The 22,240-nt window shown below is 35.7% G+C and carries 28 protein-coding genes; 22 read left to right on the forward strand and 6 right to left on the reverse strand.

Going from position 1 to position 22,240, the window contains the following annotated elements; all coding sequences use genetic code 11:
- Positions 1–38: 38 nt before the first annotated feature.
- Positions 39–1,316: a replication-associated recombination protein A gene (locus K5R64_RS00495; protein ID WP_220759747.1), complete on the reverse strand. Its 1,278-nt coding sequence runs from the start codon at positions 1,314–1,316 to the stop codon at positions 39–41.
- A gap of 278 nt (positions 1,317–1,594) precedes the next feature.
- Here K5R64_RS00495 and K5R64_RS00500 point away from each other — a divergent pair, with 278 nt between their 5' ends.
- Positions 1,595–2,359 carry a rhomboid family intramembrane serine protease gene (locus tag K5R64_RS00500; RefSeq protein ID WP_220759749.1) on the forward strand — a complete coding sequence of 255 codons (765 nt, stop codon included), beginning with the start codon at positions 1,595–1,597 and terminating at the stop codon, positions 2,357–2,359.
- Positions 2,360–2,393: 34 nt separating this feature from the next.
- Here the strand turns inward: K5R64_RS00500 and rlmB are convergent, their stop codons facing one another.
- The 5 genes from rlmB to K5R64_RS00525 all read right to left on the reverse strand — a co-directional run bounded on the left by rlmB (position 2,394) and on the right by K5R64_RS00525 (position 10,762).
- Positions 2,394–3,128, reverse strand: coding sequence for a 23S rRNA (guanosine(2251)-2'-O)-methyltransferase RlmB (gene rlmB, locus K5R64_RS00505; protein WP_220759751.1), 735 nt, complete (start codon positions 3,126–3,128; stop codon positions 2,394–2,396).
- 64 nt (positions 3,129–3,192) lie between these two features.
- Positions 3,193–4,089 carry a hypothetical protein gene (locus K5R64_RS00510; RefSeq protein ID WP_220759753.1) on the reverse strand — a complete coding sequence of 299 codons (897 nt, stop codon included), beginning with the start codon at positions 4,087–4,089 and terminating at the stop codon, positions 3,193–3,195.
- Between the two features lie 12 nt (positions 4,090–4,101).
- Entirely contained in the window at positions 4,102–5,769 is a 1,668-nt protein-coding gene (locus K5R64_RS00515; protein ID WP_255580254.1) for a SusD/RagB family nutrient-binding outer membrane lipoprotein, read from the reverse strand.
- Between the two features lie 54 nt (positions 5,770–5,823).
- Positions 5,824–8,976: a SusC/RagA family TonB-linked outer membrane protein gene (locus K5R64_RS00520; RefSeq protein ID WP_220759757.1), complete on the reverse strand. Its 3,153-nt coding sequence runs from the start codon at positions 8,974–8,976 to the stop codon at positions 5,824–5,826.
- A 79-nt stretch (positions 8,977–9,055) separates the two neighbouring features.
- On the reverse strand, positions 9,056–10,762 hold the full coding sequence (locus K5R64_RS00525) for a hypothetical protein (protein ID WP_255580255.1): 1,707 nt from the start codon (positions 10,760–10,762) through the stop codon (positions 9,056–9,058).
- A gap of 178 nt (positions 10,763–10,940) precedes the next feature.
- Between K5R64_RS00525 and rpsL the strand changes: the two genes are divergently transcribed.
- The 21 genes from rpsL to rplR all read left to right on the forward strand — a co-directional run bounded on the left by rpsL (position 10,941) and on the right by rplR (position 22,236).
- Complete coding sequence (gene rpsL / locus K5R64_RS00530; protein ID WP_007136570.1) at positions 10,941–11,324, forward strand: 30S ribosomal protein S12; 384 nt, start codon at positions 10,941–10,943, stop codon at positions 11,322–11,324.
- Between the two features lie 118 nt (positions 11,325–11,442).
- On the forward strand, positions 11,443–11,919 hold the full coding sequence (gene rpsG, locus K5R64_RS00535; protein ID WP_220759759.1) for a 30S ribosomal protein S7: 477 nt from the start codon (positions 11,443–11,445) through the stop codon (positions 11,917–11,919).
- 11 nt (positions 11,920–11,930) lie between these two features.
- Positions 11,931–14,087, forward strand: a complete 2,157-nt coding sequence (gene fusA / locus K5R64_RS00540; RefSeq protein WP_220759762.1) for an elongation factor G — start codon at positions 11,931–11,933, stop codon at positions 14,085–14,087.
- 10 nt (positions 14,088–14,097) lie between these two features.
- Complete coding sequence (rpsJ, locus tag K5R64_RS00545; RefSeq protein WP_007803605.1) at positions 14,098–14,403, forward strand: 30S ribosomal protein S10; 306 nt, start codon at positions 14,098–14,100, stop codon at positions 14,401–14,403.
- A 155-nt stretch (positions 14,404–14,558) separates the two neighbouring features.
- Positions 14,559–15,176 carry a 50S ribosomal protein L3 gene (rplC, locus tag K5R64_RS00550; protein WP_220759764.1) on the forward strand — a complete coding sequence of 206 codons (618 nt, stop codon included), beginning with the start codon at positions 14,559–14,561 and terminating at the stop codon, positions 15,174–15,176.
- Positions 15,176–15,805, forward strand: coding sequence for a 50S ribosomal protein L4 (gene rplD, locus K5R64_RS00555; protein WP_220759766.1), 630 nt, complete (start codon positions 15,176–15,178; stop codon positions 15,803–15,805). Before rplC ends, rplD begins: the two co-directional genes overlap by 1 nt.
- A gap of 6 nt (positions 15,806–15,811) precedes the next feature.
- Entirely contained in the window at positions 15,812–16,102 is a 291-nt protein-coding gene (gene rplW, locus K5R64_RS00560) for a 50S ribosomal protein L23 (RefSeq protein ID WP_220759768.1), read from the forward strand.
- 6 nt (positions 16,103–16,108) lie between these two features.
- Positions 16,109–16,933, forward strand: coding sequence for a 50S ribosomal protein L2 (rplB, locus tag K5R64_RS00565; protein WP_220759770.1), 825 nt, complete (start codon positions 16,109–16,111; stop codon positions 16,931–16,933).
- Between the two features lie 6 nt (positions 16,934–16,939).
- On the forward strand, positions 16,940–17,218 hold the full coding sequence (gene rpsS, locus K5R64_RS00570) for a 30S ribosomal protein S19 (protein ID WP_073583326.1): 279 nt from the start codon (positions 16,940–16,942) through the stop codon (positions 17,216–17,218).
- 6 nt (positions 17,219–17,224) lie between these two features.
- The gene (gene rplV / locus K5R64_RS00575) at positions 17,225–17,635 is read left to right on the forward strand and encodes a 50S ribosomal protein L22 (protein ID WP_220759772.1); all 411 of its coding nucleotides are present in this window, start codon (positions 17,225–17,227) and stop codon (positions 17,633–17,635) included.
- Between the two features lie 6 nt (positions 17,636–17,641).
- Positions 17,642–18,391: a 30S ribosomal protein S3 gene (rpsC, locus tag K5R64_RS00580; protein ID WP_220759774.1), complete on the forward strand. Its 750-nt coding sequence runs from the start codon at positions 17,642–17,644 to the stop codon at positions 18,389–18,391.
- Positions 18,392–18,409: 18 nt separating this feature from the next.
- Entirely contained in the window at positions 18,410–18,835 is a 426-nt protein-coding gene (gene rplP / locus K5R64_RS00585; RefSeq protein WP_220759777.1) for a 50S ribosomal protein L16, read from the forward strand.
- A gap of 12 nt (positions 18,836–18,847) precedes the next feature.
- The gene (gene rpmC, locus K5R64_RS00590; protein WP_108740332.1) at positions 18,848–19,039 is read left to right on the forward strand and encodes a 50S ribosomal protein L29; all 192 of its coding nucleotides are present in this window, start codon (positions 18,848–18,850) and stop codon (positions 19,037–19,039) included.
- Positions 19,040–19,056: 17 nt separating this feature from the next.
- Complete coding sequence (rpsQ, locus tag K5R64_RS00595) at positions 19,057–19,317, forward strand: 30S ribosomal protein S17 (RefSeq protein ID WP_194639906.1); 261 nt, start codon at positions 19,057–19,059, stop codon at positions 19,315–19,317.
- Positions 19,318–19,319: 2 nt separating this feature from the next.
- Entirely contained in the window at positions 19,320–19,688 is a 369-nt protein-coding gene (gene rplN / locus K5R64_RS00600; RefSeq protein ID WP_007803649.1) for a 50S ribosomal protein L14, read from the forward strand.
- Between the two features lie 11 nt (positions 19,689–19,699).
- Entirely contained in the window at positions 19,700–20,014 is a 315-nt protein-coding gene (gene rplX / locus K5R64_RS00605) for a 50S ribosomal protein L24 (protein ID WP_220759779.1), read from the forward strand.
- 2 nt (positions 20,015–20,016) lie between these two features.
- Positions 20,017–20,568 carry a 50S ribosomal protein L5 gene (gene rplE / locus K5R64_RS00610; protein ID WP_220759781.1) on the forward strand — a complete coding sequence of 184 codons (552 nt, stop codon included), beginning with the start codon at positions 20,017–20,019 and terminating at the stop codon, positions 20,566–20,568.
- Between the two features lie 3 nt (positions 20,569–20,571).
- Complete coding sequence (gene rpsN / locus K5R64_RS00615) at positions 20,572–20,841, forward strand: 30S ribosomal protein S14 (protein WP_026707007.1); 270 nt, start codon at positions 20,572–20,574, stop codon at positions 20,839–20,841.
- Between the two features lie 73 nt (positions 20,842–20,914).
- Entirely contained in the window at positions 20,915–21,313 is a 399-nt protein-coding gene (gene rpsH / locus K5R64_RS00620) for a 30S ribosomal protein S8 (protein WP_220759784.1), read from the forward strand.
- Between the two features lie 18 nt (positions 21,314–21,331).
- Positions 21,332–21,874 (forward strand): 50S ribosomal protein L6, encoded by a 543-nt coding sequence (gene rplF, locus K5R64_RS00625; RefSeq protein ID WP_220759786.1) that lies wholly within the window; start codon positions 21,332–21,334, stop codon positions 21,872–21,874.
- 11 nt (positions 21,875–21,885) lie between these two features.
- Positions 21,886–22,236, forward strand: coding sequence for a 50S ribosomal protein L18 (gene rplR / locus K5R64_RS00630; protein WP_220759788.1), 351 nt, complete (start codon positions 21,886–21,888; stop codon positions 22,234–22,236).
- The last annotated feature ends 4 nt before the right edge of the window (positions 22,237–22,240 follow it).

Raw genomic sequence — 22,240 nt, forward strand, 5'->3', positions numbered from 1 at the left:
CATACAAATCTAGCGTTGAGAGTTTGGATAATAAGGTGTTAGTAACCATATTTATCCTTCCATCTGTTTTTTAAAAATTCGCGCGTGGTATTTTCACGTGAGTTTTGGCCAGGATTGTATAAAGTTGTCCCCGATAGCTCTATAGGGAGGTATTCTTGTGCTTCGAAATTATTAGCATAATCATGAGAATATTTATAATCATCCCCATAACCCAATTCTTTCATTAATTTAGTTGGTGCATTGCGAAGATGAATCGGAACCGATAAATCACCTGTTTGTTTGACTACTTGTTGAGCGTGATTGATGGCCATATAACTCGCATTGCTTTTGGGTGAAGTGGCCAGATAAATAGCGCATTGACTTAAAAGAATGCGGCTTTCAGGATAGCCAATCGTGGTTACGGCTTGAAAAGTATTATTGGCCATAATTAGTGCGGTAGGGTTGGCATTTCCAATATCTTCGCTGGCGGCAATCAACATTCTGCGGGCAATAAATTTTACATCTTCACCACCTTCAATCATTCGGGCAAGCCAATAAACCGCTCCATTGGGGTCGCTACCTCTAATAGATTTGATAAATGCTGAAATGATGTCATAATGTTGTTCACCAGTTTTGTCATACAAGACCGTATTTTGTTGCACTAATTCTAATACACGATCATTTGTTATTTTAATTTCATCGTCTAAAGAGGCGTTTACGACCAATTCAAAAATGTTTAATAGTTTTCGTCCATCACCACCAGAGAGACGCATAAGGGCTTCTGTTTGGGATAGTTCTATTTTTTTTGTTTGTAAATAAACGTCGGTTTTTATGGCTCGGACTAATAAAGCGTGTAAGTCCTCTTTTGTAAAGGAATTAAGAATATAAACTTGACAACGAGAAAGGAGTGCGGGAATGACTTCAAAACTGGGATTTTCAGTTGTAGCACCTATTAAGGTAATCCAGCCTTTTTCGACCGCTGCTAGTAGTGAATCTTGTTGTGATTTACTGAAACGATGAATCTCATCAATGAATAGAATAGGATTTTTTACAGTGAATAAGCCTCCACTTTGTTTGGCTTTTTCAATGACTTCTCTAATGTCTTTCACGCCTGAATTAATGGCGCTCAATTCGTAAAAAGGGCGTTTGGATTCCTGTGCTATGATTTGAGCCAAAGTTGTTTTTCCAGTTCCAGGAGGTCCCCATAACAGTAATGAAGGAATAACACCTCGTGCGATTTGCTGGGTCAAGGAGCCATTGGGACCCACAAGATGAGCTTGACTGATGTATTCTTCTAAGGTTTGTGGGCGTATGCGTTCCGCTAATGGTGTTTCCATTGGTTTACTTTTAGATAAAATCCAATCCTTTCAAAATTGGAATGGGTAAAATTAAGGATTCTATTTTAAATTAGGGAACTTTGTTGAAATGTCACTATTGTTGTTTTTTTTTAATGGGGTTTTTAAAGTTACTCAAGTGAAAATGGAATAAGAATGACATTTTTACATTAAATTGCTTTTGGATTCATTATTGCTTTAATTGTATAAAAATATAAAGAGTTCATGGGATTTAAATCCTATTTTTTAATGGTTAATTGGGTAATAGGACTAAGGGAATTATGGATACAGATTTTAAATACAGCAATAAAGTATTGGCTTTGCCGCTTTTTTTTGTATTGTCTCTTTGGGCAGTATATTGGGTGCAAATTCGGTTTGATTATGATTTTGTCGAAAATGGAATCCTGCCCCGAACAATATCTGGTTTACAAGGCGTTGTATTTAGTCCCTTTATTCATTCGGACTTAGCGCATTTGTATAATAATTCATTGCCTTTGTTAGTGATGCTAGCGGCTTTACAATATTTTTATGCAAAAGAAACTTTTTCTGTTATTGTACTTGGAATTATATGTTCAGGTTTAGGAACTTGGTTAATCGGGCGAACCAGTTACCACATTGGAGCCAGTGGATTAATTTATGTCTTGTTCAGTTTTATTTTTTTTAAAGGGATACGTACTAAATATTATCGTTTAGTTGCCTTGTCCCTCACCGTGATTTTAATATATGGGGGGATGGTGTGGTATGTGTTTCCCAAAGTAGATGAAATGGTTTCTTGGGAAGGACATTTAGCAGGATTTGTTAGTGGATTGTTTTTGGCTTTTGCCCATACATCGCCTCAATACCAAAAAAGTTTTAAGTATGAATGGGAACATCCAGAATATGATGCTTCACAAGATAAGTTTATGCAACGATTTGATGAGAATGGCAATTTTGTGAATCTTCCCAAACCAGAACTTGAACCAGATGAAAATTATTTTTATTCAAATTGGGACGTTATGTATGAAATTGTAGGGGATAAAAAAAACGAATCAGAAGCGGAATCCTAATTCGTTTGGTATAAATTTTAATTTATTTTAGAATTTAATTTCGTTGTCGTACCGCTTCGTATAAAAAAGCGCCACAAGCCACAGAGACATTTAAAGATCCGATAGTCCCGAACATAGGGAGTTTTGCTTTTTCATCAACGATTTTTAAAACAGACGGATTCACTCCACGATCTTCAGAACCCATAATGATGGCAACACCTTCTTTTAAGGAAATGTCAAAAATATTTTGGTCAGTTTTCTCCGTTGCAGCCACCGTTTTAATCCCGCTGGCTTGTAAAAGAAAAATAGCATCTTTGATATGCTCAACCTTGCAAATTGGAATATTGAATACTGCCCCAGCTGATGTTTTTACAGTATCTCCATTCACAGGGGCTGAACCGGATTTTTGGATAATAATCCCATTGACACCTGTGCATTCAGCCGTACGGATGATAGCACCAAAATTTCGTGCATCTGATACTTGGTCCAATATTAGGAATAAAGGTGTTTTTCCATTTTCAATGACAGTGTCAATCAGTGTTTCTAAATCAAAAAAGGATATAGGGGAAATGCTTGCTACTGCGCCTTGGTGATTATTAGGTGTTAAACGATTCAGTTTTTCGACAGGAACATAAGAAAAATTAATGTTTCCACGTTTCATAACTTTCATTAAATCTTTCATTAATTCGCCAGAAGCTTCCTTTTGAATATACACTTTATCAATAGTAGCACCCGCCTGAATGGCTTCAATGATGGCTCTAATTCCAAATATTTGATGTTCTTTTTCCATGGCGCAAATATATAAAAAAAAGAGGCTATGCGTAGCCTCTTTTGTTTGTTTTGGGTCATATTTATTAGGGACGTTTAGTATAAACGGCATTCGCATAATCATCATATTCATTTATCCAATGTATAGACAAAGTGCCGTCAGAGTTAACAGTTCCTGTTAGGGTTACTTGAGTGCCAAATGGTTCTTCAAATTTTCCTGAAAGTGTACCACATACATCTGTAAATTTACCTTCGTAGGGCGTTGTAATACCATAGATGTCGTACCAATAAAGATACAAGCCGCCAAAGGCATCTGACATCGTATAATTACCACCACCAGTATCAGTAATCGTAACAGTATAAGGAAAATTTGTTGCCGAAACTTTACTTGGCGCTACGAATGGGTCAGTGGTTTCACCTGTGCTTACAACATCGTAGATACCTGCTAAATCAGATGGACAAGAAACAAGATAGGTTTGTCCTACACTGTACTGATTAGCATTGGCTACATCTTGGCTAAAATTCGGCTCGCCATTATCGTCGTAAATTTTATAAATTCTTCCATCTTTTAATTTTACATTAGCCGAAATGATAAGTTTATCGCCTATTTTGAAATCGTCTCTACTACTGAGATTAGGAAAGGCATTAATAAGATCTTCAGCAGTCAAACTTAAGGTGAATGGAAATGTCGTTTGGTCTGTTTTTAAGATGGCTTTATAAGTAGTAGTGGCATCTGTATAGAATCCAACGATATCCATTGCTTCAATTGCCCCAAGTGCAATGTCAATATTTAACTCCAATTTAATGGTTTGGTCATTGTTTAATTCAACTAAATTTATAAAACTGTCTGATGTCTGTGTTTTTTGGATATTAGGAACAGCGCCAGTATCAAATGCTAGTTTGGAGTCACCACCATCATTTTCGCAAGCTATGAGTAGCATCGAAAGTAAGATGAATTTAAATAGGGCTTTTATGTTTTTCATGATTTTTAGTGTTTAGTCAATGTCCCAAAAGATTTTATAGGTTGTAGGGTTTTTTTGTTGAGGAGCATTTCTGTTTACGTTAAGTTCACTTTCTGGCCAAAAGAAGGATACTTGGTAAGGGCTATTCAAGACGGTTTGAGAGTCAATTAGCGGAAAATTGTCTTCATTGTTTAATTGGTATTCTGGTGTCGTTGAATTTGGATTAGCAAGTATAGGGAAACCAGTTCTTCTATAATCATTGTATTGATCAAGAGGATCGCCATAAGTAGCTACCCATTTTTGGGTCATGATTATCTCTAGTTTTTTTGAAAGAGAAGCAGCATTGTATTCGTTCATAATTTTAGTGATAAAATTAGTTACAGCCGTTGACCCTACCAATTGGGGAATAACTTGAGTCGATTTATTGTTTTTGACTACCTGATCTACTTTGGCAAAACTAGCATTCATAGCTTGCTCTAATTTTGTTCCTGCATTTCCAGTAAGTTTAGAGGCATGAATTAATTCTGCTTGAATGTATAAGAATTCATCGTAAGTTAAGATGCGGTGAGGCGCTATTCCTGTAGCTGTAGTAGCACTCATGATGCCACCTTGCCCATCATCGTATCTCCCGCCAGCTGGAAATATTCCTGGATAGGTATAGGAGTTTTCTGCGCTATTATCTTTGTAAGGCCCCACACTACCAAAACGGATACTGAAAAAGCCAGTTTTACTATCCCAATAATCAGCTTTAGGATTATTCGTATTGGCATCTCCGTGGTCAGGAGGTAAAACCCCTGCTTTTAATTGGTTAAAGAAATAATATGCAATACGTGGATCCGGATTATCTTTATGAATTTCTGGGTTCATTCCTTTCAAGATTTCATAAAACCATGGACTTTGGTAGGCTTCAAATTGTGTGCTGTTGTAAGATTGATAGAAATATCTGTTTCTTTCATCACTTGGTACAACATTCGCAGTGTGATTGAACTGAAAATCATCTTCTATAGAAGTAAAAAAATTGTTTTCAGCTATCAAAGCGTTAAAACCCACTTGATCAAAATCACTGGTCAGACGCGTTTGATTGTAAAGTTTAAGTTTGAAAGTATTGGCAAACTTAATCCATTTTGTAGTGTCGCCACCGTAAAATAAATCATCTTTTTTAGGTTTTTTAGCACCGGCATTGCTTGCCAAATTTGTTTTAGCCGTTTCAATTAATTTAAAAACATCTTTGTAGATTTCTTTCTGATTGTCAAATTTAGGGCTTACAACACTAGTTTTTAATTGAGTGGCTTCGCTGTAAGGAACATCTCCCCATAAATCAACTGCACAAGCCATCAAATAAGCTTTTTGCATTTGTGCAATTCCTAGGTAAACTAAGTTTTCACTAGCCTGGGATTGTTCTATCAAAGATTCAATATTAGTTAACGTTAGGTAAATGGTTCCCCAGTCATTTGATAAAAAGATATTATCAGGCTTATTGTTGTATTGGTCAAAATCTTCTCTAGTGGTCATTTGGTGTGTATATACTTCAAGTACACTACCTGAATAAATATCAAAATCACCTACTTTGCTCAAATTCACTTGAGTGCTGGTTAGTAAAAGGTCGAGTGGTGCTGTTTTAGGATTGTCGGTATCGTTGTTGACATCCAAATAATCACTACAGCTAACGGTCAATAGTGTTGTTCCTAAAAACACTATCATTTTATAGAATAGATTCTTTTTATGTAATAAAAGTTTCATGATATTGTTTGTGTATTAGAAAGTTAAGTTAAGTTTGAAGCCATATCTCTTGGCAGTTGGAGCAGATGCTACTTCGATTCCTTGTAAATTTGATGAACCATAGCTGGTGATTTCTGGGTCAAAATTAGTGTACTTAGGTACATTTGGCGCAAAATACCACAAGTTGCTTCCTATTGCGCTTAACGAAATCTGTCCAAACGGTGTTTTCTTCAAGTATTTAGCTGGTATAGCATAGGTAAGACTTAGCTCTCTAAGTCTGAATACCGTTCCGTCATAAATAGATGCTTCGTCAACACTGTTGATACCAAATGTATTAGAGCCAGAAGGAGAAAAATACATTTCGTTCAAACTTATTTGTGTAGTATTAGGGATTTTATTGTTAGAAGAATCCAAGGTAAGATTTCCTTCGTTATCACCATAATAACCAGGAATGATATAAGTGCCTTCTCTGTTTTCAGTGTCTTTAGTAACACCTCGTCCTAATAAGTCAGTGATAGTGGTAGATTTGATGTCACCTCCTTGTTTCCAATCAAATTGTGATTTTAAGGTAAAGCCTTTATAGCTGAAAGTGTTAATAAAGCTCATTTTAAAATCGGCATTTGGGTCGCCGATGATTCCATTTTGCTGTGATTGGACTATACCACCAGTTGATTTGTTGATGATGAAATTACCTTCATTGTCTCGGGCAAATTTCGTTCCATAAAAAACACCAAAGGCTTGTCCTGGAATTACGTATGCGACTTCGTCAATGTCTAATGGAAAACGATCTAAGCCTTCAATTAATTCAATAACCTTATTTTTGTTCTTAGTGAAAGTACTGTATAACGACCATTTGAATTGCTCGGTTTGAACAGGAACTAATGTTAGACCAATTTCAATACCCTTATTTTCCATTTCTCCTAAGTTGGTATTGAATTTTTGATAACCACTCGATTCGGGAACGGTAATAGGAGTTATAAGATTGGTTGTGTTTTTTTTGTACAAACTAACATCCAAAGCGATTCTTCTGTTGAAGAATTCTAAGTCAGTACCAATTTCAAATTCAGTAGTAAACTCAGGCTTGATGTTTTGGTCAGAAAGCGATGCTGAATTGCCTATTGTAGGGAAACTGTTGTAAGCATCTTCTAAGATAAATGAAGTGTTTAAGAATTCAGATTCTGCATCTCGTGCTGTTTTAGCATAACCCCCTCTTATTTTAGCAAAAGTCAATACGTTACTGTCCATATTTAATGCGTCAGTAATAATAAAAGAAGCACTTATTGAAGGGTAAAAGTAAGAGTTATTGCTTTTAGGTAAAGTCGAACTCCAGTCGTTTCTGCCTGTTGTATTTATAAATAGATAGTCTTTGTAAGAGAACGTCAAATCCGCAAAAACACCAATATTTCTTTTTTGATAAGAATCATCGATAAGATTAGAAATTGCTAAAACGTTACTAAAGTTAAAGACATCTGGTACTTTAAATTGTTTACCGTAGTTGGATAATCTTGAATTATTGTTTTGTAAAACATTGTGTCCAAGAATTGTTTTTAGACCAATGTCTTCGGTTAATTGGTAGTCTAAGTTAAGCAAAAATGTACTTTCAATATCTTCGTTGTTGAATTCATCTGATTTCAGTGAGCCTAATTGACTGTCAGCTCTGGAATTAAGATCTCTAATCTCCATTCGGTTCAAATTGTACCTGTTGATACCCGCTCTATAGGAAGCCGAGATGTTTTTGTTGAATTCGTACTGGATATTGATTCCGGCTACTGTTCTGCTCGTGTTAGTGATGATTTGGTCGTGTTTCAAAGACCATAATGGATGGTCAAAAGAAGTCGCGTTAGGTGTTATAGAAGCACCCGTTGCCGGATTTTCGTATGGCAGATTCAAATCCCAGTTACGCGCTAGTATTAATGAACGAGCAAAAGAGGAGGAGTTGCCATCAAATTGTTGGTTTCCTGTAAAACCACCTATTTGATCTGTTGTAGAATAGCTCATATTACCTCCAAATGTTAATTTTTGAGATAACTTAAAGTTTCCTCCTACTGAAACCGAAGTTCGGTCAAAACTGTTATAAGGAATATAACCATCTTGTCGTAAATCGGATATGGTAGTAGAAAAATTACCATCAGTGCCAGAGTAGTTGAATCCTACGGTGTTTTCAATTACTTTTCCTGTTCTAAATAGGTCTTTTACATTGTTTGGTTTGGCTACATAAGGAACTGTAGGGCCGTACTCAGGAAAGGCTTCTAAAAGAGATGGCCAAGTAGGAATGGTTTCTAACGAATCGAATCGAGGTCCCCAAGATCCATTTACGTTTTCATATGAAAATCGTGTTCCTGCTCCATATGTATTTTGGTAATCAGGCAAGTTTGCAATCTCTTCAAAATAGGTAGAAGAGCCAAAATTAATTTTGAATTTTTCAGCTTTCGAACTTGTAGAACCTGTTTTGGTTGTGATGACAATCACACCATTTACAGCTCTAGAACCATATAAAGCCGAAGCAGTAGTACTTTTAAGAACGTTCACTGAGGCAATGTTGTTTGGGTCTAAGCTGGACAAAGCCGACTCGTATGCACCACCACCACCGCCAGTTACTTTTTCGGAGGTGTTGATTTGTGAATTGTCATAAGCAATTCCGTCAACAATAATCAACGGTTGTGTGTTGCCTGTGAAAGTTGAAATTCCACGGATTGTGATTTGGTTTGCCGCTCCAGCTGTTCCGTTAGAGAAGTTAACGTTAACCCCTGCAACTTTACCTGAAAGAGACCGAATTAAATCGGGTTCCGAATTTTCGGTAATTTCATCTGATTTGATGGCGCTTACAGAATACCCTAGGTTTTTTGGGTTTCGTTTAATTCCAAATGCAGTAACTACTACACCTTCTAATTCTGTTGAGGAGGATTTTAGTTTTACTGTTAAAGTGGAGGATGAGGCTTTAACTTCAATGGTTTCCATTCCAATGTAGGTAAAAATGAGGGTTTGTTTCGCGGAAGCCTTAATGGCAAATTTTCCGTCAAAATCTGATTGTGTCCCGGCTTTTGTCTCTTTTACTAAGATGCTGGCACCTGGCAAAGGCATGCCTGTATCATCCAAAACAATTCCAGTAACGGTTCTTTCTTGTGCCATTGCGATTTGGGTAATCAATGCAAGTAAAAGAACCAAGATTCCATTGAATTTTAGTTTCATTATAAAAAAATTTGAATTAGTACCTCAAAAATCTTAAAAAATTGTTAACTATCCTAATGAAGGTCGGTTTTTTTACAATTTAAAAGTGAATATTATAGTTTAGGCTGATAATAGTGTTGTAAAAATCGGTTTTTTGTGCTTTTTCGATACCATTAGCCAAGGCTATCTTTAATAGTCCGTTTTTGGTTTGAAGTCCAATTCCAAATCCTACTCCAGTTAGTGGTTCTAATTTTTTGTCGCCAGAAAGTGGATCTTTATAGAGAGCGTAATCTACAATAGAATGAAGGTATAAATTGGGAGAAACAATATAACGATATTCAGTTTGTATGGCGCTATAAAAATGAGCTTGAAAACGATTTTCAGTAAAACCTCGAATAGAGGAGGTTCCTCCGAAACGATAAAGTTCATTTATGAGATAATTATTGCTTTTTAAATAGAAATTCTGTTGGTTGACATATATGAAATTTCTTTTGTTGCACTCAAAAGTATAAGATGCTTTGGTGTTAATGTAGTGTTGTTGGTTGGTTTGAGTTGTATCGAATGCATTGATGTTGCTTCTTTTTCCAATGCCAAAAAGAATGGAAAGGGTTGTTTTTTCTGGGAAAAATGGTCTTTCGTAGTCTAGGTTGTGGTATTCAAAATCACTTGTCCAGTAGGAGTTGTTGTAATCTTGTATAGTGGTTGTGTTGGTGATTTGTGTATTGCTTGATTCTGTGGATTGACGACCTATATAAAGTCGGGTATTGTAATTGATAAGGTAACCAAAATTAAGAGTGGTTTTGGTATTTTGAAAGATACTGTCTTGTTTGAAGATATGAAGTTGTGATTTGAAAATAAAATTGCTATTAAACAAATAGGGAATTTCTAAGTTGGCTCGAAAAGTTTTTTGGTTGTTACCATCACTCTTCCAGTATATCGAAAAAGTTTCTCCTGTTTTGATTGTGTTTTCTAATGTTAAATCGAGATAGCCATTTAAAGTTAATTTGCTGTTGTCGTCAGTGTTGAAGCCAATATAACCATCAAAAGTATTGGATTGTCTTTTTTCTAGATAAACATAAATTTTTGTGGTATCTTTTAGGAGTAGGGTTTCAGGGTATTTGGTTTGGGTCAAAAATCTAAATTTTTCAAAGTCACGGTATATTTTTTCTATACTGCTTTTGTTGAAAATTTGATTTTTATACTTCTTGTTAAGTTGTTTGATATGGCCTTTTGGGAGAGGGTCTTTTAACTTGTTAGGATTGTAATAGTTAGCGACAATTTGATTAATGGTTCTTGGTTTTTCGGACTTGAAATTGATTTCGGCGTATAAGATTCCATTTTTGTGTTTAATGTTGTCAAGTTTTAATTCGGTCAAAGCAAGTCCTTTTTGTTCGGCTTTTTGAAGAGTTTGGTCTAAAAAAGTTTGAATTTTAGAGAAAGGGATAAAGAGGCTGTCTTCGAGTTGATTGGGTGTTGTTATTTTTTTTAGAGTTTCATTTGTGCCTAAAAATAAATGAAGGTATTTGGTTTGTTTGCCAATGCTGATTAAGCTCGCGTAGGTAGAGTCGTTTTGTTTGTTAAAGTCACTGACGTTGTTTTCGAGATAGCCTAATTGAGAGAGTTTAGTGGAAACTTCTTTAGCTTGGGTGTAAGCGCTTTTAGTGTCTTTGTGTTTGGAAACATATCCAATGGAATCGATTAATCGGCTTTCATGAGGGGTTGTTCCTTTTAATAAAAGGTGAATATTTTGGGCTGATAAGGTCAATCCCAAAATAAAAAATAGGCCAAGTAGAAAAAATCGTTTCAAAAAAAAATATTTTTATAAAAGTAATATAAAATGGCAATGCTTTGTTAATAAATTTGAAAGCTTAAATAATCTTATTGAAAATTAATGAATTAACATTTGTAGAGTTAAAAATAATTTCTACATTTGCAACCCCGTAAAAAGCGGGAATTTAATATCATAATAATTTTTAGTATTAATTATGCCAACAATTCAACAATTAGTAAGAACAGGAAGAACTCAGATAACTAAGAAGAGTAAATCGGTTGCTTTAGATTCTTGTCCTCAAAGAAGAGGGGTTTGTACGCGTGTTTACACTACTACACCAAAAAAACCAAACTCTGCAATGCGTAAAGTGGCGCGTGTACGTTTGACAAATGGTAATGAAGTGAATGCTTACATCCCTGGAGAAGGACACAATTTACAAGAGCACTCGATAGTATTAGTTAGAGGTGGAAGGGTAAAAGATTTGCCAGGTGTTAGATATCACATTGTTCGTGGTGCTCTAGATACGTCAGGAGTAGCAGGTAGAACACAAAGAAGATCTAAGTACGGAGCAAAACGCCCAAAAGAAGCAAAAAAGTAATCTAAAAACGTTAAGAGTTAGAGGTTAAGAGTTAAGGGCTTTAAATTACAACCTAAGTTGGAATTAGAAGTGTATAACATTTAGCAAATAGCTTGTAACTTTTTTTAAAAAAAAAGAAATGAGAAAAAGAGCGGCAAAGAAAAGACCACTTTTACCAGATCCAAGGTTTAATGACCAATTGGTAACACGTTTTGTAAACAACTTGATGTGGGACGGTAAGAAATCAACAGCTTTTAAAGTTTTTTATGATGCAATTGACATTATAGAATCAAAAAAGCAAGATGCAGAAAAATCATCATTAGAAATTTGGAAAGATGCTTTAACTAATGTTATGCCTCACGTAGAAGTACGTAGTCGTAGAGTTGGTGGTGCTACATTTCAAATCCCAATGCAAATTAGACCAGATAGAAAAATTTCTATGGCTATGAAATGGTTGATTTTGTATGCAAGAAGAAGAAACGAAAAGTCAATGGCTCAAAAGTTAGCTGCAGAGTGTTTAGCTGCTGCAAAAGAAGAAGGGGCTGCTGTTAAGAAAAGAATGGATACTCACAAAATGGCAGAGGCTAACAAGGCATTCTCTCACTTTAGATTTTAATTCAATATATAATGGCTAGAGACTTAAAATACACAAGAAATATAGGAATTGCGGCTCATATTGATGCTGGTAAAACAACAACAACAGAGCGTATTCTATTTTATACTGGAAAATCACACAAAATCGGTGAGGTTCATGATGGTGCTGCTACCATGGACTGGATGGCACAAGAGCAAGAAAGAGGTATTACTATTACTTCTGCTGCTACTACTTGTGAGTGGAATTTCCCAACTGAGCAAGGTAGAGTTTTACCTGAATCAAAACCATATCACTTTAATATTATTGATACTCCTGGGCACGTTGACTTTACTGTAGAGGTAAACCGTTCTTTGCGTGTATTGGATGGATTAGTTTTCTTGTTTTCTGCAGTTGATGGTGTTGAGCCACAATCAGAAACCAACTGGAGATTAGCCGATCAATATAAAGTGCCTCGTATGGGGTTTGTTAATAAGATGGACCGTCAAGGAGCTAACTTTTTAGCAGTTTGTCAACAAGTTAAAGATATGTTGAAATCAAACGCTGTTGCGATTACGTTGCCTATTGGTGATGAAGCTGATTTCAAAGGGGTAGTTGACTTGGTTAAAAATCAAGCTATTGTATGGCATGATGCGACTCAAGGAGCTACTTTTGATATTGTTGATATTCCTGCTGACATGGTAGATGATGTAAAACATTATCGTTCAATTCTTATTGAAGAAATCGCGACTTATGACGAAAATCTTTTGGATAAGTACATGGAAGATGAAAACTCAATCACAGAAGAAGAGATTAACACTGCGTTAAGAGCTGCTGTGATGGATATGGCTATCATTCCTATGATTGCTGGTTCTTCTTTCAAAAACAAAGGAGTTCAATTCATGTTAGATGCAGTATGTAAATATTTGCCATCTCCATTAGATAAAGAAGGAATTTCAGGTATTCACCCTGATGATGCTGAATTGTTAGAAGAGGATCAAACTAAAATCTTGCGTAAGCCAGATGTAAAAGAGCCTTTTGCTGCTTTAGCGTTTAAAATTGCTACTGATCCATTCGTAGGTCGTTTGGCTTTCTTCCGTGCTTATTCAGGACGTTTGGATGCTGGTTCTTATGTTTTAAATACACGTTCAGGAAACAAAGAAAGAATTTCTCGTATCTACCAAATGCATGCTAACAAACAAAATCCAATTGAGTACATCGAAGCTGGAGATATTGGAGCTGCTGTAGGATTTAAAGATATTAAAACTGGAGATACATTGTGTGATGAAAAACACCCAATTATTCTTGAGTCTATGAAATTCCCTGCACCAGTAATTGGTATTGCTATTGAGCCTAAAACTAAAGCTGACGTTGATAAAATGGGTATGGCTTTGGCTAAATTAGCTGAAGAAGATCCTACATTTACTGTAAGAACTGATGAGGCTTCAGGACAAACGATTATTTCAGGAATGGGTGAGTTGCACTTAGATATCTTGGTTGATCGTATGAAGCGTGAGTTCAAAGTTGAAGTAAATCAAGGTGAGCCACAAGTAGAGTATAAAGAAGCGTTTACTAAAGCTGCTCAACACAGAGAAACTTATAAAAAACAATCTGGAGGTCGTGGTAAATTTGGGGACATCGTTTTCCGTGTTGAACCAGCTGACGAAGTTGATGGTAAAGTTCCTGTAGGATTGCAGTTTGTGAATGAAGTAAAAGGAGGTAACGTTCCTAAGGAATATATTCCTGCTGTAGAAAAAGGTTTCCGTGAAGCTATGAAAACAGGTCCGTTGGCAGGTTATCAAGTGGATAGTTTGAAAGTTACTTTGTTAGACGGATCTTTCCACCCTGTGGATTCTGATGCGCTTTCTTTTGAATTAGCGGCAAGAATGGGTTACAAAGAAGTAGCTAAAGCTGCTGGTGCTGTAATCTTAGAGCCAATTATGAAAATGGAAGTAATTACTCCTGAGGAGAACATGGGAGATATCGTCGGTGATATCAACCGTCGTAGAGGTCAGGTGAATGACATGGGTGACAGAAATGGTGCTAAAACCATTAAAGCTAACGTGCCACTTTCTGAAATGTTTGGGTATGTTACTACTTTGAGAACGTTGTCTTCTGGTAGAGCAACTTCAACAATGGAATTTTCACACTACGAACAAACACCTTCTAATATTTCAGAAGAGGTAATCAAAAAAGCAAAAGGAAACGCTTAATTTTAAGAAAATGAGTCAAAAAATCAGAATAAAACTAAAATCTTACGATCACATGTTGGTGGATAAATCTGCTGAAAAGATTGTAAAAACAGTTAAAACTACAGGTGCAGTTGTTACAGGTCCAATTCCATTGCCAACGCACAAAAAACTTTTCACTGTACTACGTTCTCCGCACGTTAACAAAAAAGCAAGAGAGCAATTCGAAGTAATGTCATATAAGAGATTAATTGATATTTACTCTTCTTCATCAAAAACAATTGATGCTTTGATGAAATTAGAATTGCCTAGTGGAGTTGAAGTAGAAATCAAAGTTTAGGTTTCTTACTAAGAGAAATTAAGGGCACTTTGTTTAAGTGAAAACTTTTTTTGGATTGTGTGTAAATAAGTTATACTTTTGCACCACTTTTAAAAATAGGGTTCACTTAAATGATGTGTTCTATTTTTATATTTAATAATTAATAATTAATATTTATGTCTGGGTTAATTGGTAGAAAAATCGGCATGACTAGTCTTTTTGATGAGAACGGGAAAAATATTCCTTGTACTGTAATTGAGGCTGGGCCATGTGTTGTTACCCAAGTCAGAACCAAAGGTGTTGACGGGTATGAAGCGTTGCAACTTGGTTTCGATGACAAAAACGAGAAACATTCCACAAAAGCGGCTTTAGGTCACTTTAAAAAAGCGGGAACTGTAGCTAAGAAAAAAGTCGTTGAATTCAAGGATTTTGCAACAGAACAAAAATTAGGAGATCTTATTGATGTTTCTATTTTTGAAGAAGGAGAGTTTGTAGATGTGCAAGGTGTGTCTAAAGGTAAAGGTTTTCAAGGGGTTGTAAAACGTCACGGTTTTGGTGGTGTTGGACAGGCAACTCATGGTCAACATAACCGTTTAAGAGCGCCTGGATCTGTGGGAGCTTCTTCTTATCCATCTAGAGTATTCAAAGGAATGCGTATGGCTGGAAGAATGGGGAGTGATAATGTGAAAGTTCAAAACCTTAGAGTTTTAAAAGTAGTTGCTGAAAAGAATCTACTTGTTGTTAAAGGATGTGTTCCTGGGCATACTAACTCTTATGTAATCATCGAGAAGTAATGGAAGTAAAAGTATTAGATTTCAACGGAAAAGATACTGGAAGAAAAGTACAACTTTCTGATTCAGTATTCGCAATTGAACCAAATAATCACGCTGTATATCTTGATGTTAAGCAATATTTAGCGAATCAAAGACAAGGTACGCACAAGGCTAAGGAAAGAGCTGAGGTTGCAGGAAGTACACGTAAGATTAAAAAACAAAAAGGAACTGGTACGGCTCGTGCGGGAAGTGCTAAGAATCCATTGTTTAAAGGTGGGGGTACGGTTTTTGGACCAAGACCAAGAAGTTATTCTTTCAAGTTAAATAAAAACTTGAAACGTTTGGCAAGAAAATCTGCTTTCTCTATTAAGGCAAAAGAATCAAATATAATCGTTCTTGAAGACTTTAATTTTGAAAAGCCAAACACTAAAAATTTCATTAACGTTTTGAAAGCTTTAGAGTTAGAAAATAAAAAATCACTATTTGTGTTGGGTGAGTCGAATAAAAATGTATATTTGTCGTCACGCAATTTAAAAGCGTCAAGCGTTGTAAGTAGCTCGGAATTAAGCACTTATGCTATATTAAACGCGAATAATTTAGTGCTTTTGGAGAGTTCTTTGGAAGTAATTGAAGAAAATTTAAGTAAATAATAGGATATGAGTATCATAATTAAACCTATAGTAACGGAAAAAGTAACCAAAGAAAGTGAAGTTTTAAACCGTTTTGGATTCGTGGTTAACAAAAAAGCAAACAAAGTTGAGATTAAGAAAGCTGTTGAAGCTACTTATGGTGTAACTGTTTTGAGTGTTAATACAATGAATGTAAGACCAGATAGAACTACAAAATACACTAAAAGTGGTTTAATCAGTGGAAAGACAAACGCAATTAAAAAAGCAATTGTTCAAGTACAAGAAGGAGAAACAATTGATTTTTACAACAATATCTAAGATAAAATGTCAGTAAGAAAATTAAAACCTATTACCGCAGGTCAGCGATTTAGAGTTGTGAATGGTTATGACGCCATTACAACTGATAAGCCGGAACGCTCTTTGATAGCGCCGATAAAAAACTCTGGAGGTAGAAATAGTCAAGGAAAGATGACCATGCGTTATACGGGTGGTGGTCACAAGCAGAGATATCGTATTATTGATTTCAAAAGAACTAAAGACGGAATTCCGGCTACAGTGAAATCAATCGAGTACGATCCAAATCGTACTGCATTTATTGCTTTGTTAGCTTATGCTGATGGAGAGAAAACGTATGTAATTGCTCAAAACGGATTGAAAGTGGGTCAGAAATTAGTTTCTGGACCAGATTCTCAACCTGAAATTGGGAACACTTTACCTTTAAGCAGAATTCCTTTGGGAACTGTGATTTCTTGTATTGAGTTAAGACCAGGTCAAGGAGCTGTTATTGCTCGTTCAGCTGGAACATTTGCTCAATTAATGGCAAGAGATGGAAAATTTGCTACAATTAAAATGCCTTCAGGGGAGACAAGATTGATCTTGTTGACTTGTTCAGCAACAATTGGAGCAGTTTCTAATTCTGACCACCAATTAGTTGTATCTGGAAAAGCAGGTAGAACTAGATGGTTAGGTAGAAGACCTAGAACAAGACCTGTAGCGATGAACCCTGTTGATCACCCAATGGGTGGTGGAGAAGGACGTTCTTCTGGTGGACATCCACGTTCAAGAAATGGATTACCAGCAAAAGGTTATAGAACACGTTCTAAGAAAAACCCGAGTAACAAGTATATCGTAGAACGTAGAAAGAAATAATAAGATATGGCACGTTCATTAAAAAAAGGACCTTTCGTTCATTATAAATTAGAAAAGAAAGTTCAAGAAAACATAGCAGGTGGTAATAAAGGAGTAGTAAAGACTTGGTCTAGAGCTTCTATGATTACTCCTGACTTCGTTGGACAGACTATCGCAGTTCATAACGGTCGTCAATTTGTACCAGTTTACGTAACAGAGAACATGGTAGGTCACAAATTAGGAGAATTTTCACCAACTAGATCTTTTAGAGGTCATGCTGGAGCAAAAAATAAAGGTAAAAAATAAGAAGCAATGGGAGTTCGTAAAAGAGAAACAGCAGATGCGAGAAAAGAGGCTAATAAGTCTATTGCTTTCGCGAAATTGAATAACTGCCCTACTTCACCTAGAAAAATGCGCTTAGTAGCGGACTTGGTAAGAGGTCAGAAGGTAGAAAGAGCACTTAACATTTTAAGATTTAGTTCAAAAGAAGCTTCAAGAAAATTAGAGAAGTTAGTTTTATCTGCTATCAACAATTGGGAGCAAAAAAACGCTGATGCTAGTATTGAAGAAGCAGGTTTATTTGTTAAGGAGATCAGAGTAGATGGAGGAATGATGTTAAAAAGACTTCGTCCAGCTCCACAAGGTCGTGCACACAGAATTAGAAAACGTTCTAATCACGTAACAATCGTGCTTGGATCTATTAATAACACACAAGCAAATTAATACAAGATGGGACAAAAGACAAATCCAATTGGAAATAGACTTGGTATCATCAGAGGATGGGACTCAAACTGGTACGGTGGAAATGATTATGGTGATAAAATCGCTGAAGATCACAAAATCAGAAAGTATATCCATGCTCGTTTATCAAAAGCTAGTGTATCTAAAGTAATTATTGAAAGAACTTTAAAACTTGTAACCGTTACTATCACTACTGCTAGACCTGGTATTATTATCGGTAAAGGCGGACAAGAGGTAGACAAGTTAAAAGAAGAACTTAAGAAAATTACTGACAAAGAGGTTCAAATCAACATCTTTGAAATTAAAAGACCTGAATTAGATGCTTATTTAGTTGCAACAAGCATCTGTCGTCAAATCGAGAGTCGTATTTCTTACAGACGTGCAATTAAAATGGCTATTGCTGCTTCAATGCGTATGAACGCAGAAGGTATCAAGGTTTTAATTTCTGGTCGTTTGAATGGTGCTGAGATGGCGCGTTCAGAAGGTTTCAAAGAAGGAAGAATTCCTCTATCAACTTTCAGAGCCGATATTGATTACGCATTGGCTGAGGCACATACTACTTATGGTAGAATGGGAATCAAAGTGTGGATCATGAAAGGTGAAGTTTACGGAAAGAGAGATCTTTCTCCACTTGCTGGAATGGATAAAAAACAAGCTGGCGGAAAAGGTGGAGATGCTCCACGCGGGAAATCTAACTTCGGTAAGGGAGGTAAATCAGACGCTCGTAAAAGAAAGTAATTTTTAAATTAAAGAAAAATGTTACAGCCTAAAAGAACTAAATACCGTAAGGTACAAAAAGGTAGAATGAAAGGGAACTCTGGAAGAGGACATGAACTTTCTAATGGAATGTTTGGTATTAAATCTGTTCATGAAGATGGTATGTTTCTTACTTCACGTCAAATCGAGGCAGCACGTATTGCGGCTACTCGTTACATGAAAAGAGAGGGACAATTATGGATTAAAATATTTCCAGACAAACCAATTACTAAGAAACCTCTTGAGGTACGTATGGGTAAAGGTAAAGGAGCAGTTGAGTATTGGGCTGCTGTTGTTAAACCCGGAAGAATTATGTTTGAAGTTGGTGGAGTTCCATTGTCAGTTGCAAAAGAAGCTTTGCGTCTAGCAGCTCAAAAACTTCCAGTAAAAACTAAATTCGTTGTTGCTAGAGATTTCGAAGCATAATCTATTATTATTATGAAACAATCAGAAATAAAAGATCTTTCTGCAGCACAGTTGCAAGAAAATCTTAGCCAAGCTAAGAAAACGTATGCTGACCTAAAAATGGCTCATGCTATCTCTCCAATTGAGAATCCACTTCAAATTAGAAGTTTGAGAAGAACAGTTGCAAGATTAGCTACTGAGTTAACTAAAAGAGAATTGCAATAATTGTAATCTGCTGAAAGATGGAAGAAAAAAGAAATTTAAGAAAAGAAAGAATTGGTGTTGTAACGTCAAACAAAATGGATAAATCTATTGTTGTTGCACAAGTTACTAAAGTAAAACACCCATTATACGGTAAGTTCGTGTTGAAAACAAAGAAATTTGTAGCGCATGACGAAACAAACGACTGTAACATTGGAGATACTGTAAGAATTAGCGAAACGCGTCCTTTAAGTAAAACAAAATGTTGGAGATTAGTTGAAATCCTAGAAAGAGCTAAATAATTATGGTACAACAAGAATCAAGACTAAAAGTAGCAGATAACACAGGAGCTAAAGAAGTTTTAACTATCCGTGTTTTAGGAGGTACCAAAAGAAGGTATGCTTCTGTTGGTGATAAGATTGTAGTTTCTATCAAAGATGCAACTCCAAACGGGAACGTAAAAAAAGGAGCTGTTTCAACTGCAGTTGTAGTACGTACCAAAAAAGAGGTAAGAAGAGCCGATGGTTCTTATATCCGTTTCGATGACAATGCATGTGTTCTTTTGAATGCAGCAGGAGAAATGAGAGGAACTCGTGTTTTTGGTCCGGTAGCAAGAGAACTTCGTGAAAAACAATTCATGAAAATTGTATCATTAGCACCAGAAGTGCTTTAATTCGTTTTAAGATGATAAAGCTAAAAATAAAAACAGGTGACATCGTAAGAGTAATTGCTGGAGATCACAAAGGTGAAGAAGGTAAAGTATTGCGCGTGGACCGTGAGAAAAACAAAGCTATCGTAGAGGGTGTTAACATGGTTTCTAGACATACGAAACCAAGTGCTAAAAATCCTCAAGGTGGTATTGTAAAAAAAGAAGCTTCAATTCAAATTTCTAACATTTCTCTTATAGATCCTAAAACTAAGGAAACTACAAGAGTAGGAATTAGAGTAGAAGGAGATAAGAAAGTAAGATTTTCAAAAAAATCTAATCAAGTACTATAGTGATGGCATATATACCTAGACTAAAAGAAGAATATAAGAGTAGAGTTATCTCTGCTCTTACAGAGGAGTACGGATATGTAAACGTAATGCAAGTTCCTAAATTGGAAAAAATCGTTTTAAGCCGTGGAGTTGGAGCAGCAGTTTCTGACAAAAAACTTATTGACTATGCGGTTGATGAGTTGACAAAGATAACTGGACAAAAAGCAGTTTCTACGATTTCTAAAAAAGACGTTGCGTCTTTCAAATTGAGAAAGGGAATGCCAATTGGTGCTAAAGTTACTTTGCGTGGAGAAAGAATGTATGAGTTTTTAGATAGACTTATTACTTCTGCTTTACCACGTGTTAGAGATTTCAACGGAATTAAGGCTACTGGTTTTGACGGAAGAGGAAATTACAACCTTGGAGTTTTAGAGCAAATCATTTTCCCTGAAATTGATATTGATAAAGTAAACAAAATATCTGGTATGGATATTACTTTTGTTACAACTGCTAAAACAGATAAGGAAGCAAAATCGTTATTGGCTGAATTAGGATTACCTTTTAAAAAGAATTAAGATATGGCTAAAGAATCAATGAAAGCCCGTGAGGTTAAGAGAGAAAAAACGGTAGCAAAGTATGCTGAGAAAAGAAAAGCTTTGTTAGAAGCTGGAGATTTCGTAGGTTTGCAAAAATTACCGAAAAATGCTTCACCTGTTCGTTTACATAACAGATGTAAATTAACGGGTAGACCAAGAGGGTATATGCGTCAATTCGGTATTTCACGTGTAACATTCCGTGAAATGGCTAATAATGGATTGATACCAGGTGTTAAAAAAGCCAGTTGGTAAAAAATTGAATTTTAATTGGTTAAAGGTTCGATGAGAGAGACTCGGAGAAAACCATAACCGCAAATATGTACATATGTATACAGATCCTATTGCAGATTATTTGACTAGAGTGCGTAACGCTGTTGCTGCAAAGCATAAAGTTGTTGAGATTCCAGCATCTAATCTTAAAAAAGAAATAACTAAGATCTTATTTGATCAAGGTTATATCTTAAGTTACAAATTTGAACAGAATACCGTTCAGGGTTCTATCAAAATTGCTTTAAAGTATGATAAAGATACTAAAGAGCCAGTAATTAAAGATATCCAAAGAATTAGTAAACCAGGTTTACGTAAGTATTCAAGTTCAGCTTCTATTCCTAGAATTCTTAATGGATTAGGAATTGCTATCGTTTCTACATCAAAAGGATTGATGACAGGAAAGAAAGCCAAACAACTTAATGTTGGTGGAGAAGTAATTTGTTACGTATACTAATATAAAGACTATAAGAAGATGTCAAGAATAGGTAAAAGTCCAATTGTAATCCCTGCTGGAGTAACTGTAGAAGTTAAAGACGGTATTATTACAGTAAAAGGAAAAAACGGTCAACTTACACAGGAGTTTTCGGACGTAACTGTAACGGTTGAAGGTGATCAAGTTCAAGTAGAAAGATCATCTGATCATAAAGACCACAGAGCAAAACACGGATTGTATAGATCTTTAATCAATAACATGATTGTTGGTGTAACAGAAGGTTTTACAAAATCTTTAGAATTGGTAGGAGTAGGTTATAGAGCTTCAAACCAAGGACAAAAATTAGATTTAGCTCTTGGATTTTCTCACAATATTATTTTAGAAGTTGCTCCTGAGGTTTCTGTTGAAACAATTTCTGAAAAAGGTAAGAACCCAATTGTGAAATTAACATCATTAGATAAACAACTTTTAGGTCAAGTTGCGGCAAAAATTAGAGGTTTCCGTAAGCCAGAACCATACAAAGGTAAAGGTGTTAAATTTGTAGGTGAAGTATTAAGAAGAAAAGCAGGTAAATCAGCTTAAAAAATAAGATTATGTCATTAACAAAATCGGAAAGAAGACAGAGAATTAGATTCAGAATTAGAAAGACAATTAGCGGTACTGCTGCTAAGCCTAGACTATCTGTTTTTAGAAGTAACAACGAAATTTACGCGCAACTTATAGATGACGTAAATGGAGTTACTTTATTAGCTGCTTCATCAAGAGAAAAAGAAATAGGAAAAGGTACGAACGTTGAAGTTGCAGCAGCTGTAGGTAAGTTAGTTGCAGAGAAAGCGTTAAAAGCTGGAATAGAAAATGTTACTTTCGATAGAGGAGGTTATTTATATCACGGTCGTATTAAATCATTAGCTGAAGGCGCAAGAGCGGCAGGGCTTAAATTCTAATATA

It is taken from the genome of Flavobacterium sp. UMI-01, from assembly GCF_019656315.1.
GTDB lineage: Bacteria > Bacteroidota > Bacteroidia > Flavobacteriales > Flavobacteriaceae > Flavobacterium.